Raw genomic sequence first — 12,769 nt, 5'->3', positions numbered from 1 at the left:
GGCATAGCATAGCCCAAACGCCCGCCTCAAAACAGCCTTTCCGCGACCCGGCGGCGAAATAGCCGCGCCTTTTTTCGGGGGGCTTTTTGTCCGCGCTGTGGGCGAGTCGGCACTGCGACGGAGAAATAACGTCTACCATTAGAGAGAGTTACTTAACCGGGAGGCGAAGCGATGAACAAGGTTGCTCATTTTTACCGTGAACTGGTTGCAGCGTTAACCGAACGCTTACGCAACGGGGAGCGCGATATTGATGCATTAGTCGGGCAGGCGCGTCAGCGTGTCTCGCAGACCGGTGAATTAACCCGTACGGAAGTCGACGAATTGATGCGTGCCATTCGCCGCGATTTGGAAGAGTTTGCCCGCAGTTACAACGAAAGCCAGGATGAAGTCACCGACAGCGTATTTATGCGGGTGATCAAAGAGAGTCTTTGGCAGGAGCTGGCGGACATCACCGATAAAACGCAGCTGGAGTGGCGTGAAGTGTTCCAGGATCTCAATCATCACGGCGTCTATCACAGCGGTGAAGTGGTGGGGCTGGGGAATCTGGTGTGTGAGAAATGCCATTTTCATTTGGCCGTGTATACGCCAGACGTGTTACCGCTCTGCCCGAAATGCGGTCACGATCAGTTTCAACGCCGTCCTTTTGAGCCGTAACAGCAAAACGCCAGCCCCGTTATCGGGGCTGGCATAAACGGACTTAGTGCAGGATTTTGGCGAGGAAATCTTTCGCACGGTCGGATTGCGGGTTGGCGAAGAAGGCCTCTTTTTCAGAGTCCTCAACAATTTTGCCCTCATCCATAAAGATCACGCGGTTCGCCACTTTGCGGGCAAAGCCCATTTCGTGGGTGACCACCATCATCGTCATGCCTTCGTTCGCCAGTTCTACCATGACGTCCAGCACTTCGTTGATCATTTCCGGATCGAGCGCTGACGTCGGTTCATCAAACAGCATCGCTACCGGATCCATGCACAGGGCGCGGGCAATCGCGACGCGCTGTTGCTGCCCCCCGGAAAGCTGCGCCGGGAATTTATTGGCATGCGCCGATAAACCTACGCGATCCAGCAGCTTCAGCCCTTTTTCCCGCGCGGCGGCCTTATCACGCTTCAGCACTTTTACCTGCGCCAGCGTCAGGTTTTCGATAATCGACAGATGAGGGAACAGCTCAAAATGCTGGAACACCATGCCCACGTGAGAACGCAGCTTCGCCAGATCGGTTTTCTTATCATTGACTTTGGTGCCGTTGACGATGATTTCGCCTTTCTGTACCGGCTCCAGACCGTTCACGGTTTTAATCAGCGTGGATTTTCCGGAACCCGACGGGCCGCACACCACCACCACTTCACCTTTTTTCACTTCCGTGGAGCACTCGGTCAGCACCTGAAAGTGGCCATACCATTTCGAAACATTTTTCAGGGAAATCATTAAACGGTCCTTTTCTTCAGCCAGCTGACCAACAGCGAAGCACTGAGACTGATAATAAAATAGACAGCGCCGGCAAACAGGATCATTTCAACCTGCGTGCCGTCACGCTCGCCAATGGTAGACGCCGTACGGAAAAAGTCCGCGAGGCTCAGGACATACACCAGTGAGGTGTCCTGGAATAAAACGATCCCCTGTGTGAGCAGCAACGGGACCATGGCGCGAAACGCCTGCGGCAGGATAATCAATTTCATCGACTGCCAGTGGGTCATCCCCAGCGCCAGTGCGGCGCTGGACTGCCCGCGGGAGATACTCTGGATCCCGGCGCGGATAATCTCTGAATAGTAAGCCGCCTCGAACATGGAGAACGCCACCATGGCGGAGATCAGCCGGATATCGGTTTTCGGCGACAGCCCAAGTACGTTTTGCAGAAAACCGGGCACGATCAGGTAGAACCACAACAGCACCATCACCAGCGGAATGGAGCGGAAGACGTTCACGTAGCTTTTCGCAAACCAGCGCAACGGCCCAAAGGTCGACAAACGCATCACCGCCAGCAGTGTTCCCCAGACGATACCGACCACGATCGCAATCACGGTGATTTTCAGCGTGACGATAAGCCCGGCCACCAGGTACGGGAAAGAAGGGGCGATAGAACTCCAGTCAAATTCGTACATGGTTATTTGCCTCCCATATTGCCTGGCAGGCGAATTTTGCGTTCCACCAGGTTCATCACCAACATAATGAAGGCGTTAATCAACACGTACGCTACGGTAATTGCGGTAAAGGATTCCCACGCGTGCGCGGAGTAATCCAACAGTTTCCCCGCCTGCGCCGCCATATCCACCAGACCGATAGTGGAGGCGATGGCGGAGTTTTTGACCAGGTTCATCATCTCGGAAGTCATTGGCGGCACGATCACGCGATAGGCGTTTGGCAGCAGAACGTAACGGTAGGTCTGCGGCAGCGTTAGCCCCATTGCCAGACCGGCGTTTTTCTGCCCACGCGGCAGCGACTGGATGGCGGCGCGTACCTGCTCGCAAACGCGGGCGGCGGTAAACAACCCCAGGCAGACCATCGAGGAGACGAAGAACTGAATGTTGGGATCCAGCTCTGACTTAAACCACATGCCGATGTCTTCCGGCAGCAGTTCCGGTACCACCAGATACCAGGTAAAGAATTGCACGATCAGCGGTACGTTACGGAACAGCTCGACATAGCAGGTGCCAATGCCGGACAGGAAACGGTTCGGTACGGTTCGCAGGATGCCAAACAGAGAGCCAACCAGAAAAGCGATGATCCAGGCCGTCACAGAAAGCGCGATGGTGACCTGAAAACCGCTCCATAGCCAGCCAAGATAGGTGGTGTTGCCGAACGGGGCTTGTTGCAGGAATATTCCCCAGTTCCAGTCTATGGACATAAATCTACTCCGGAAAAAAAAGGGTAGCAGCGCTACCCTCGAAGATTGTGTGAAGAGCGAGTTTTCGTGCCGAAAGGGGAACGACCCTTCAGCGTATAGTCTGTCCGTGCTGCTTCGACAATCGAGAGGGCAGGATACCCCGCCCCTAATGGTTTTAATTAGTTCAGAGCTTTGTCATTCGGTTCTTTGAACAGCGCTTTCATGTCATCAGAGAGCGTAAAGTTCAGGTTCATGTTTTTTGGCGGAATCGGGTTTTTAAACCACTTATCGTAGGATTTTTCAGCCGCGCCAGAGGTTTGCAGTTGAGCGATGGTGTCATCCATCAGTTTTTTAAACTCCGGATCGTTTTTGCGCAGCATACAGCCGTAAGCTTCGTGGGATTGCGGCGTGCCGACAATGTCCCAGTTATCCGCTTTTTTGGCTTTGGCGCGCTCACCAGCCAGCAGGGCGTCATCCATCATAAAGGCCACAGCACGACCGCTTTCCAGCGTACGGAACGAGTCGCCGTGGTCTTTGGCGCTGATAATGCGCATATCCATTTTTTTCTCGTCATTCAGCTTGTTCAGCAGAATTTCGGAGGTGGTACCGGACGTAACCACCACGGCTTTCCCTTTCAGGTCGGCGAAATCTTTGATCGGGCCGCCTTTTTTGGTCAGCAGACGGGTGCCGACGACGAAGATGGTGTCGGAGAACGCGGCCTGTTTCTGGCGTTCAACGTTGTTGGTGGTGGAGCCGCATTCAAAATCGAACGTGCCGTTTTGCAGCAGCGGAATACGGTTCTGAGAGGTAATTGGGATCAGTTTCACCGCCAGGTCTGGCTTGTTGAGTTTCTTCTTCACCGCTTCAACGATAGCGTTGGAGTAGTCTTGAGAATAACCCACCACTTTTTGTTCGTTGTCGTAATAGGAGAACGGTACGGAAGATTCACGGTGACCGACGACGATAACGCCGTTTTTGGCAATTTTATCCAGCGTCGTTTGCTGTTGTTCCGCCGGGGCTGCTGCCTCCGCCGGTTTAGCATCTTCAGCGTGGACCAGACCGGCTGACAGTCCCATCACCAGCATCGCGGCGGCCAGTTTACGTAATTGCATTTCCAGACTCCTTTATCGTCAGTGCGAAAGCACAGGGATACCCGTTGTGTGTACGTTGTGTTGTTTTTATCTTCTGCAACATATTCGTGCAGCGTCGTGTGTGTTTGTTACATTCAGTCTGGCTTAATGTAAAGATTTTGCTGTGATATTGTTTATTTTTGCGAGGTGCGCCGCACCGATAAGAGGCAAAAATCTTCCATCGCACCAGGCTGGTGCATCTAATGTTCGCTGCCGGTGCGACCCTTTGGCGCATAAGCAGTTTTCATAGTTGCCTGATATCTATAAGCAAACGGCATGCCAATACGACAGGTGCGCCAGGCCGGTTAGCGTGTGCTTATCTGTTGGACAGGATGATGGGAAGCAGCCCGGTAGCCAATACCACCGGGCAGGGAGAGGGGATTAACGACGGCGTTGACGCAGGCTCATCACCAGTGCGCCAAAGCCCAGCAGGGCAGAGATGATCCACACTGGCCAGTTACCCATACGGGCATACGGCGTTAAACCACGGGTTGGCGTGACCTCAGTGGTGAGGACGTCACGGGTGAACTGCGGCAGCATCGCCTGGATGTCGCCCTGCGGCCCAATCACGGCGGTGATGCCGTTATTGGTGCTACGCAGCAACGGGCGCGCCAGTTCCAGCGAACGCATCCGCGCCATCTGGAAATGTTGCCACGGCCCGATGGATTTACCAAACCAGGCATCGTTAGAGATAGTCAGCAGGAAATCGGTATCCGGGCGGAAATTATCCCTGACTTGCTGACCCAGAATAATTTCATAGCAGATAGCCGCGGTCAGTTTAAAACCGTGCGCCTGCAACTGCGGTTGCACATAAGGGCCGCGACTGAACGACGACATTGGCAGATCGAAGAAAGGCGCCAGCGGGCGCAGAATCGACTCCAGCGGTACAAATTCGCCAAACGGCACCAGATGGTTTTTGTTATAGCGATTGCTGGATTGGTAACTGTAGGGGCTGTCTTTACCCAGCGTAATCACGGTGTTGTAGGTGTCGTAGCGGTTCTTTTGGTTCAGCCGCGCATCGACAATCCCGGTGATCAGCGTGCTGTTCTTCGAACGCAGCAGGTCATCCATCATGCCAAGGAAGTGTTGCTGATTGATTTCCAGATCCGGAATGGCAGACTCCGGCCAGATAATCAGTTGCGATTTACCCATCACTTGCTGTGTGGCATCGAGGTAGATTTTCAGCGTGTTGACCAGTTGGCTCTCATCCCACTTCAGCGCCTGCGGAATATTCCCCTGTACCAGCGAGACCTGCGTGGCCCGTTCTGGCAGCAGTTGATACCACTGGATATAGCGCAGCGGGAAGGGCAGAGCAAACAGCACCACGGCGGCAACCAGCGGGCGCCAGTTGCGCGTTATCAGCGCCAGCACCAGCAAGCCACTGACCACCATAAGCAGGAAGCTAATGGCATCGACCCCCATAATGGGCGCCAGACCTTTCAGCGGCCCGTCAATCTGGCTATAGCCGAATTGCAGCCACGGGAAACCGGTTAAAACCCAGCCGCGCAGAAACTCGGTGATTTGCCATATGACCGGTGCGGCAACCGCCACACGCAGCCAGTGCGTGGCTGGCCACAGGCGTGACAGGATACCAGCGAATAAACCGGTATACAGCGACATATACGCCGCCAGCAGTACAACGAGGAAGACGTTGACAGGGTCTGGCATGCCGCCGAACTGCGCGATGCTGACATAGACCCAGTGGATACCGCTACCGAACAGGCCAAGCCCCCAGAAATAGCCAATCCAGGCGGATTGCACCGGTCGACGATTGAGGGTTAAGCCCTGTAACCCCATTAGCGAAATGATTGCTGCGGGCCAGATGTCATAAGGAGAAAAAGCCAGCGTTCCGCTGGCTCCGAAAAGTAACGCCAGCAGCAAACGCACGCGCTGGCGCTCAAGCAGTGAGGCAAATACCATTTACATTAATCATCCAGTTTCGGTTGCGGAGAATCGTCCGGCATTCTGACATGAACCTGAATAATACGTCGACTGTCGGCCATCGCGACCTTGAATTGGTAACCATCAATTTCAATGGCTTCGCCGCGTGCAGGCAGATGGCCAAACGCCTGCATCACCAGCCCGCCAATGGTATCCACCTCTTCATCGCTGAAGTGGGTGCCGAAGGTTTCGTTGAAATCTTCAATCGGCGCCAGCGCGCGCACCGTCCAGGTGTGACGGCTGAGCTGGCGGAAGTCGATATCCTCTTCTTCGTCGTACTCATCTTCGATTTCGCCGACGATCAGCTCCAGAATATCTTCAATTGTGACCAGGCCAGAGACACCACCGAATTCATCAATAACGATAGCCATATGGTAGCGCTGGGAACGGAACTCTTTCAGCATGCGATCCACACGCTTACTTTCCGGTACCACCACTGCCGGGCGTAACACTTTTTCCATGCTGAATGCTTCGGCATCGCTGCGCATAAACGGCAGCAGATCCTTAGCCATCAAAATCCCTTCGATATGATCTTTGTCTTCGCTGATCACCGGGAAACGTGAGTGGGCGGACTCAATGATGACATCGAGGCATTCGTCCAGCGTCTGGTTACGTTTCAGGGTGATCATTTGTGAACGGGGGATCATGATGTCGCGAACGCGCTGGTCTGCGATGTCCATCACCCCTTCGAGCATATCGCGCGTATCTTCGTCGATAAGCTCGTTCTGTCCGGAGTCTCGGATCAGCGCCAGAAGTTCATCACGGTTTTTGGGTTCGCCGTGAAAAAGCTGGCTCAGTAAAAGGGAGAAGAATCCCTTCTTGCTGTTGGTGTTGTCGCTACTGTGTGGGTTATCGTCGCTCATGGCGTCGTGTGGGTTCTCGTGTTGGTTAAATTATCGCTCGTTACGCGTAAACTCAGCGCCTGACGGTATTATTTTGGTACGCGGCCAGGCCGCGCACCGACTACGCTTTCTCGGAAATGTACGGATCCTCATAGCCCAGAGCAAGCATTATCTCTGTCTCGATCCCTTCCATTTCTTCGGCTTCATCATCTGCAATATGGTCGTAACCCAGCAGGTGTAGACTCCCGTGCACCACCATGTGCGCCCAGTGGGCATCCAGCGGTTTACCTTGTTCTTGCGCTTCCTGTTCTACCACCTGGCGGCAGATGATCAGATCGCCCAGCAGCGGCAATTCAATGCCCGGCGGTGCTTCAAACGGGAAGGAGAGCACGTTAGTGGGCTTGTCTTTGCCGCGGTAGGTCAGGTTCAGCTCGTGGCTTTCGGCATTATCGACCACCCGGACGGTGACCTCTGCTTCTTCCTGAAACTGCGGGATCACCGCGTCCAGCCATTTCTGGAACTGCGCTTCTTCCGGCAGGCCGCTGCTATCTTCACAGGCCAGTTGTAAATCGAGGATCACCTGACTCATTTTTGCTCCTGCTCCTGGGCTTCGCGTTTACGCTCGGCGGCCAGTTCTGCTTTACGTTTCTGTTCGGCTTCTTCCCAGGCTTCATAGGCGATAACGATGCGGGCAACCACCGGATGGCGCACCACGTCTTCGCTGTGGAAGAAGTTAAAGCTGATTTCGTCAACGTTTGCCAGCACTTCAATGGCGTGACGTAAACCGGATTTGGTGTTGCGCGGTAAGTCAATCTGCGTGATGTCGCCGGTGATCACCGCTTTGGAGTTGAAACCAATGCGCGTCAGGAACATCTTCATCTGCTCGATGGTGGTGTTCTGGCTCTCATCAAGAATGATAAACGCGTCATTCAGCGTTCGGCCGCGCATATAAGCTAATGGCGCAACTTCAATCACATTACGCTCAATCAGCTTTTCAACGCGCTCAAAACCGAGCATCTCGAACAGCGCGTCATATAACGGGCGCAGGTACGGATCCACCTTTTGGCTGAGATCGCCGGGCAGGAAACCGAGCTTTTCACCGGCTTCAACCGCCGGGCGGGTCAGCAGAATACGACGAACTTCCTGACGCTCCAGCGCATCCACCGCGGCGGCAACCGCAAGGTAGGTTTTACCTGTACCGGCGGGGCCAACACCGAAGGTAATGTCGTGATCGAGAATATGGGCGATGTACTGCGCCTGGTTTGGCGTGCGCGGTTTAATGACGCCGCGTTTGGTCTTGATATTGATAGCCTTGCCATAGTCCGGCACGCTGTCGGCGCTCTGTTCCAGCACGCGCGCTTCTTTGATCGCCAGGTGGATCTGCTCTGGCTCGATGTCCTGAGTCTGCCCGCGCATCGGGGCGGTGTCGACATACAGCGTGCGCAGAATATCTGCAGCAGCGTTGACGCAAATTTCGCGCCCGGTGAGTTTGAAGTGGTTATCGCGGCGGTTGATTTCGATGCCCAGTCGCCGCTCCAGTTGTTTGATATTGTCATCAAACGGGCCGCACAGACTTAGCAGACGAGCGTTGTCCGCCGGCTCAAGGGTAATTTCACGCGTATCTATGTTCAAACTGTTCCTCTTTTCGGTGTGTCGCCGTAGCGCCCATTAGGGAATTATTCACGGCAGAGAGAGAAGTCGCAAGCATAGCGGTTGATGTTGGGGTGGGTAAGGGGAAAAGCAAGGCCTGCCGGAACAGGCAGGCCTTTCGCATCAGGGCTGATACATCCCGACGCCGATGTCATTCTCTTTGCGGGTACGAGCAATAACGGACTCCGGCGATTCGACAACGCGCAGGCCCATTTCCTCTTCGGTACGCACCACCACGCCACGCAGGGAGTTGGTGTAGACGTCGACGATTTCGACATCAACGAATTTACCGATCATCTCCGGCTTGCCTTCAAAGTTCACCACGCGGTTGTTCTCCGTGCGACCGGAGAGCTCCATGATGTTTTTGCGCGAGGTGCCTTCGACCAGAATGCGTTGGGTGGTGCCGAGCATGCGGCGGCTCCAGGCCATGGCTTGCTGGTTAATACGCTCCTGCAGAATGTACAGACGCTGTTTTTTCTCCTCTTCCGGTACATCGTCCACCATATCGGCGGCGGGCGTTCCCGGGCGGGCGGAGAAGATAAAGCTGTAGCTCATGTCGAAATTCACATCGGCAATCAGCTTCATGGTTTTTTCGAAATCGTCGGTGCTTTCGCCGGGGAAGCCGACAATAAAGTCGGAACTGATTTGGATATCCGGACGCGCCGCGCGCAGTTTACGAATAATGGCTTTGTATTCCAGTGCGGTGTGCGTACGGCTCATCAGGTTCAGCACGCGGTCAGAACCGCTTTGCACCGGCAGATGCAGGAAGCTCACCAGCTCCGGCGTATCACGGTAAACCTCGATGATGTCATCGGTGAACTCAATCGGATGGCTGGTGGTGAAACGGATGCGGTCGATACCGTCGATTGCCGCCACCAGACGCAGCAACTCGGCGAAAGTGCCGGTGCTGCCATCGAAGTTTTCGCCACGCCAGGCGTTAACGTTCTGGCCCAGCAGGTTCACCTCACGCACGCCCTGCGCCGCCAGTTGGGCGATTTCAAACAGGATATCGTCGGAAGGGCGGCTCACTTCTTCACCGCGGGTATAAGGCACCACGCAGTAAGTACAATATTTGTTGCAGCCTTCCATAATGGAAACAAAGGCGGTTGGGCCGTCAGCGCGCGGTTCCGGCAGGCGGTCGAACTTCTCAATCTCCGGGAAGCTGATATCGACCACCGGGCTGCGGTTGCCGTGTACAGCGTTGATCATTTCTGGCAGACGGTGCAGGGTTTGCGGCCCGAAAATAATGTCGACATAGTGCGCGCGCTGACGAATATGGTCGCCTTCCTGTGAGGCCACGCAGCCGCCAACGCCAATGATCAGATCCGGCTTTTTCTCTTTCAGCAACTTCCAGCGGCCTAATTGATGAAACACCTTTTCCTGTGCTTTTTCGCGGATGGAACAGGTATTAAGCAGCAGTACATCGGCTTCTTCCGCTTCTTCTGTCAATTGATACCCGTGCGTGGCATCCAGCAGATCGGCCATCTTCGATGAATCGTATTCGTTCATCTGACAGCCCCAGGTTTTTATGTGGAGTTTTTTTGTCATCGACTTGCTCTTGCTTAAGTTCGTATACCCTAAAATAACGGATATAAGCCAGGATTGCAGGGCGCGTATTGTAATGCTTTGGTCGCGTGCTGACCAGTCTGACGGATGTCAGTCTCAAGACGTAAAAAATCCGGTAAACTTAACGGATTCTCGTTTAAGGATAGTTAGCGATGACAAATCAATCCACTGAGGTCGCGGTCGTCGGCGGCGGCATGGTCGGCGGGGCGCTGGCGCTGGGGCTGGCGCAACACGGGTTTGCAGTAACGGTGATTGAGCAGCAGGCGCCGCCGCTGTTTGATGCGGCGGCGCAGCCGGATGTGCGGATCTCTGCGATCAGTGCGGCATCGGTGGCGTTGCTGCGCGGGCTGGGCGTATGGGAGAGCATTCAGCACATGCGCTGCCACCCGTACCGACGGCTGGAAACCTGGGAGTGGGAAAACGCGCACGTTGAATTCGATGCCCGTGAACTGAAACTGCCGCTGCTGGGCTATATGGTTGAAAACGTTGTCCTGCAGCGCGCGCTGTGGGAGGCGCTGGAGGCGCATCCGCAAGTCACGTTGCGCACGCCCGCTGCATTAAGTGCAATGCATGCCCTGAACGAACAGCATGAATTGACCTTTGAAGATGGCAGTACGTTAACCGCTAAACTGGTGGTCGGCGCCGACGGCGCGAATTCCCGCGTACGACAAGCTTCCGGCATCGGTATTCATGCCTGGCAGTATCAGCAATCCTGCATGTTGATTACCGTTAAATGCGAGCAGGACGCAGGAGACAGCACCTGGCAACATTTCACCCCTGACGGACCGCATGCGTTTTTACCGCTGTTTGACGGCTGGGCATCGCTGGTGTGGTACGACACACCCGCGCGTATCCGTCAGTTGCAATCGATGAGCATGGCGCAATTAGAGCAAGAGATTGCCCGGCACTTCCCGCCGCGTCTGGGCCATGTTACACCAGTGGTGGCCGCAGCGTTCCCGCTGGCGCGTCGCCATGCATTGCAGTATGTACGCCCAGGATTAGCGCTGGTTGGCGATGCTGCGCACACTATCCATCCGCTCGCCGGGCAAGGGGTGAATCTGGGGTATCGCGATGTGGATGCGCTGCTGGATGTGCTGGCAAGTGCGCGTACGCACGGTGAAGCCTGGGCCAGTCAGCAGATTCTAAAACGCTACCAGACGCGGCGTATGGCGGATAACTTTATTATGCAAAGCGGGATGGATCTTTTTTATGCCGGGTTCAGCAATACGCTTGGCCCGGTGCGCCTGCTGCGCAATATCGGTCTGATGGCGGCGGATCGCGCCGGTGTGCTGAAACGGCAGGCGCTGAAGTACGCATTAGGATTGTAAAGGGTCTGCGGGCGCTGCGCCCGCAGTACTCATATGATTGCCAACAACGTATCCAGTGCCGTGTGCGCGCCTTTTTTGTCGATAAAAAAGGCCTGATACCCCTCAACCCCTTCAACCTGTTGCAGCGCCCATTCGCCATTGCGCATTTTGCGCAGCAGTAGCACCGTGCGGTAAAGCGGCACCAGCAGAATAATCAGTGCGACTAAGGCCGCCACCCCATAACTAATGGAGAGCGGGTTTGCACTGGCCTGTTGCGCCAGCAGTGCCACGGACGCAATTTGCAGAGCGAGCCTGGCGATAAGTGTCCGCATAAAGAACTGCTGAAGGCGCTGTGGCGTAGAGAAGCAGGGATTTTTCAGCGACGAACGTGTTTCCTGCACCGGAATGCCCTGCACGTACACCGTCCAGTGAGTTGTCTCTTTCAGCAGCAGGGCCTGGCCGCTTTCGCTCAGCGTATGCAGACGCATGGATATAGCAACCGGGAAGATCAATCCCATACAGAGGCCATAGAAGATTGGCGCGGAGAGGCCCATAAAAGCAAGACCGAAACCGATGACCACAAAGAGCACATACAGCGGGGCATAAATTAACAGGGCAGTGTTTTGATAGTTCATCATGCGGGCTCAGAGGAGTAAGGCGGGTAAATTACCACACGGTTTATGCCGTGATTAACTACCAACTCCGGGGATGCGCGAAAAAACAAAAAAGCCCGCCGAAGCGAGCTTTTTTGCATTGTGTGGCTGGGGTACGAGGATTCGAACCTCGGAATGGTGGAATCAGAATCCACTGCCTTACCGCTTGGCGATACCCCAAAAGTGCGTTCGCAAAAGCAAACGTCTTTTAAGATGGCTGGGGTACGAGGATTCGAACCTCGGGATGGTGGAATCAGAATCCACTGCCTTACCGCTTGGCGATACCCCAACAACACGTTTTAGGATTTAACGTTTCAGATAACGTCAGATCCTGAATATGGTGGCTACGACGGGAATCGAACCTGTGACCCCAGCATTATGAGTGCTGTGCTCTAACCAGCTGAGCTACGTAGCCAAATTTTACTGCTTACCCAGTCATCGACTGGCTGGGGTACCTGGATTCGAACCAGGGAATGCCGGTATCAAAAACCGGTGCCTTACCGCTTGGCGATACCCCAACGACTGACGCGAATGAACGCAGGAGTCGAAGAAGAGATGGCTGGGGTACCTGGATTCGAACCAGGGAATGCCGGTATCAAAAACCGGTGCCTTACCGCTTGGCGATACCCCATCCGTGCAACGCCTGTCTGGGAATGGTGCGGGAGGCGAGACTTGAACTCGCACACCTTGCGGCGCCAGAACCTAAATCTGGTGCGTCTACCAATTTCGCCACTCCCGCAAAAAAGATGGTGGCTACGACGGGAATCGAACCTGTGACCCCAGCATTATGAGTGCTGTGCTCTAACCAGCTGAGCTACGTAGCCATCTTTTTTCGCGTTACCTTATCGGCGTTGCGGGGCG

At 54.8% G+C, this 12,769-nt stretch carries 12 protein-coding genes and 7 tRNA genes; 2 read left to right on the top strand and 17 right to left on the bottom strand.

The genetic code is table 11. The annotated features are described in order from the left end of the window. The first annotated feature begins 171 nt into the window (after positions 1–171). Positions 172–654, top strand: coding sequence for a zinc ribbon-containing protein (locus ACQ3G7_RS04525; protein WP_263097522.1), 483 nt, complete (start codon positions 172–174; stop codon positions 652–654). Between the two features lie 43 nt (positions 655–697). Here ACQ3G7_RS04525 and ACQ3G7_RS04520 read toward each other — a convergent pair whose 3' ends face one another. The 9 genes from ACQ3G7_RS04520 to miaB form a co-directional block, all read right to left on the bottom strand. Then, positions 698–1,423 carry an amino acid ABC transporter ATP-binding protein gene (locus tag ACQ3G7_RS04520; protein ID WP_263097521.1) on the bottom strand — a complete coding sequence of 242 codons (726 nt, stop codon included), beginning with the start codon at positions 1,421–1,423 and terminating at the stop codon, positions 698–700. Then, on the bottom strand, positions 1,423–2,097 hold the full coding sequence (gltK, locus tag ACQ3G7_RS04515; protein ID WP_430888985.1) for a glutamate/aspartate ABC transporter permease GltK: 675 nt from the start codon (positions 2,095–2,097) through the stop codon (positions 1,423–1,425). The genes ACQ3G7_RS04520 and gltK overlap by 1 nt, the downstream gene beginning before the upstream one ends. Before the next feature lie 2 nt (positions 2,098–2,099). Further along, positions 2,100–2,840 carry an amino acid ABC transporter permease gene (locus ACQ3G7_RS04510; protein ID WP_263097519.1) on the bottom strand — a complete coding sequence of 247 codons (741 nt, stop codon included), beginning with the start codon at positions 2,838–2,840 and terminating at the stop codon, positions 2,100–2,102. A gap of 158 nt (positions 2,841–2,998) precedes the next feature. After that, positions 2,999–3,931 (bottom strand): amino acid ABC transporter substrate-binding protein, encoded by a 933-nt coding sequence (locus tag ACQ3G7_RS04505; RefSeq protein WP_263097518.1) that lies wholly within the window; start codon positions 3,929–3,931, stop codon positions 2,999–3,001. A 399-nt stretch (positions 3,932–4,330) separates the two neighbouring features. Continuing rightward, complete coding sequence (gene lnt / locus ACQ3G7_RS04500; RefSeq protein WP_430888984.1) at positions 4,331–5,869, bottom strand: apolipoprotein N-acyltransferase; 1,539 nt, start codon at positions 5,867–5,869, stop codon at positions 4,331–4,333. A gap of 5 nt (positions 5,870–5,874) precedes the next feature. After that, positions 5,875–6,753 carry a CNNM family magnesium/cobalt transport protein CorC gene (gene corC, locus ACQ3G7_RS04495; protein ID WP_061494453.1) on the bottom strand — a complete coding sequence of 293 codons (879 nt, stop codon included), beginning with the start codon at positions 6,751–6,753 and terminating at the stop codon, positions 5,875–5,877. A 100-nt stretch (positions 6,754–6,853) separates the two neighbouring features. Continuing rightward, positions 6,854–7,321: an rRNA maturation RNase YbeY gene (gene ybeY / locus ACQ3G7_RS04490; RefSeq protein WP_430888983.1), complete on the bottom strand. Its 468-nt coding sequence runs from the start codon at positions 7,319–7,321 to the stop codon at positions 6,854–6,856. Continuing rightward, positions 7,318–8,364 carry a PhoH family protein gene (locus ACQ3G7_RS04485; protein WP_263097516.1) on the bottom strand — a complete coding sequence of 349 codons (1,047 nt, stop codon included), beginning with the start codon at positions 8,362–8,364 and terminating at the stop codon, positions 7,318–7,320. The genes ybeY and ACQ3G7_RS04485 overlap by 4 nt, the downstream gene beginning before the upstream one ends. A gap of 141 nt (positions 8,365–8,505) precedes the next feature. Next, positions 8,506–9,930: a tRNA (N6-isopentenyl adenosine(37)-C2)-methylthiotransferase MiaB gene (gene miaB / locus ACQ3G7_RS04480; RefSeq protein ID WP_430888982.1), complete on the bottom strand. Its 1,425-nt coding sequence runs from the start codon at positions 9,928–9,930 to the stop codon at positions 8,506–8,508. A gap of 170 nt (positions 9,931–10,100) precedes the next feature. Here miaB and ubiF point away from each other — a divergent pair, with 170 nt between their 5' ends. After that, a complete protein-coding gene (ubiF, locus tag ACQ3G7_RS04475) occupies positions 10,101–11,276 on the top strand; it encodes a 3-demethoxyubiquinol 3-hydroxylase (RefSeq protein WP_430888981.1) in 1,176 nt (391 codons plus the stop codon). 29 nt (positions 11,277–11,305) lie between these two features. Here the strand turns inward: ubiF and ACQ3G7_RS04470 are convergent, their stop codons facing one another. The 8 genes from ACQ3G7_RS04470 to ACQ3G7_RS04435 form a co-directional block, all read right to left on the bottom strand. Next, a complete protein-coding gene (locus tag ACQ3G7_RS04470) occupies positions 11,306–11,893 on the bottom strand; it encodes a hypothetical protein (RefSeq protein ID WP_430888980.1) in 588 nt (195 codons plus the stop codon). A 120-nt stretch (positions 11,894–12,013) separates the two neighbouring features. Then, positions 12,014–12,088: transfer RNA gene (locus tag ACQ3G7_RS04465), tRNA-Gln, on the bottom strand. A 34-nt stretch (positions 12,089–12,122) separates the two neighbouring features. After that, a tRNA-Gln gene (locus ACQ3G7_RS04460) sits at positions 12,123–12,197 on the bottom strand. Positions 12,198–12,246: 49 nt separating this feature from the next. Next, a tRNA-Met gene (locus ACQ3G7_RS04455) sits at positions 12,247–12,323 on the bottom strand. Between the two features lie 28 nt (positions 12,324–12,351). Further along, positions 12,352–12,426: transfer RNA gene (locus ACQ3G7_RS04450), tRNA-Gln, on the bottom strand. Positions 12,427–12,464: 38 nt separating this feature from the next. Next, positions 12,465–12,539 (bottom strand) — tRNA-Gln (locus ACQ3G7_RS04445). A gap of 23 nt (positions 12,540–12,562) precedes the next feature. Beyond that, positions 12,563–12,647, bottom strand: a tRNA-Leu gene (locus ACQ3G7_RS04440). An 8-nt stretch (positions 12,648–12,655) separates the two neighbouring features. Beyond that, positions 12,656–12,732, bottom strand: a tRNA-Met gene (locus ACQ3G7_RS04435). Between the last annotated feature and the right edge of the window lie 37 nt (positions 12,733–12,769).

Source organism: Kosakonia sp. N21 (assembly GCF_050587465.1).
Taxonomy (GTDB): domain Bacteria; phylum Pseudomonadota; class Gammaproteobacteria; order Enterobacterales; family Enterobacteriaceae.
This window is presented reverse-complemented; position numbering and strand designations above follow the sequence as displayed.

What these genes read in the sequence shown, in the direction of transcription:
- miaB (WP_430888982.1), bottom strand. Translation starts at nt 9,930, where the DNA reads ATGACAAAAAAACTCCACATAAAAACCTGGGGCTGTCAGATGAACGAA.
- gltK (WP_430888985.1), bottom strand. Translation starts at nt 2,097, where the DNA reads ATGTACGAATTTGACTGGAGTTCTATCGCCCCTTCTTTCCCGTACCTG.
- ACQ3G7_RS04520 (WP_263097521.1), bottom strand. Translation starts at nt 1,423, where the DNA reads ATGATTTCCCTGAAAAATGTTTCGAAATGGTATGGCCACTTTCAGGTG.
- ACQ3G7_RS04525 (WP_263097522.1), top strand. Translation starts at nt 172, where the DNA reads ATGAACAAGGTTGCTCATTTTTACCGTGAACTGGTTGCAGCGTTAACC.
- ACQ3G7_RS04510 (WP_263097519.1), bottom strand. Translation starts at nt 2,840, where the DNA reads ATGTCCATAGACTGGAACTGGGGAATATTCCTGCAACAAGCCCCGTTC.
- ACQ3G7_RS04470 (WP_430888980.1), bottom strand. Translation starts at nt 11,893, where the DNA reads ATGATGAACTATCAAAACACTGCCCTGTTAATTTATGCCCCGCTGTAT.
- ubiF (WP_430888981.1), top strand. Translation starts at nt 10,101, where the DNA reads ATGACAAATCAATCCACTGAGGTCGCGGTCGTCGGCGGCGGCATGGTC.
- ACQ3G7_RS04505 (WP_263097518.1), bottom strand. Translation starts at nt 3,931, where the DNA reads ATGCAATTACGTAAACTGGCCGCCGCGATGCTGGTGATGGGACTGTCA.
- lnt (WP_430888984.1), bottom strand. Translation starts at nt 5,869, where the DNA reads ATGGTATTTGCCTCACTGCTTGAGCGCCAGCGCGTGCGTTTGCTGCTG.
- ybeY (WP_430888983.1), bottom strand. Translation starts at nt 7,321, where the DNA reads ATGAGTCAGGTGATCCTCGATTTACAACTGGCCTGTGAAGATAGCAGC.
- corC (WP_061494453.1), bottom strand. Translation starts at nt 6,753, where the DNA reads ATGAGCGACGATAACCCACACAGTAGCGACAACACCAACAGCAAGAAG.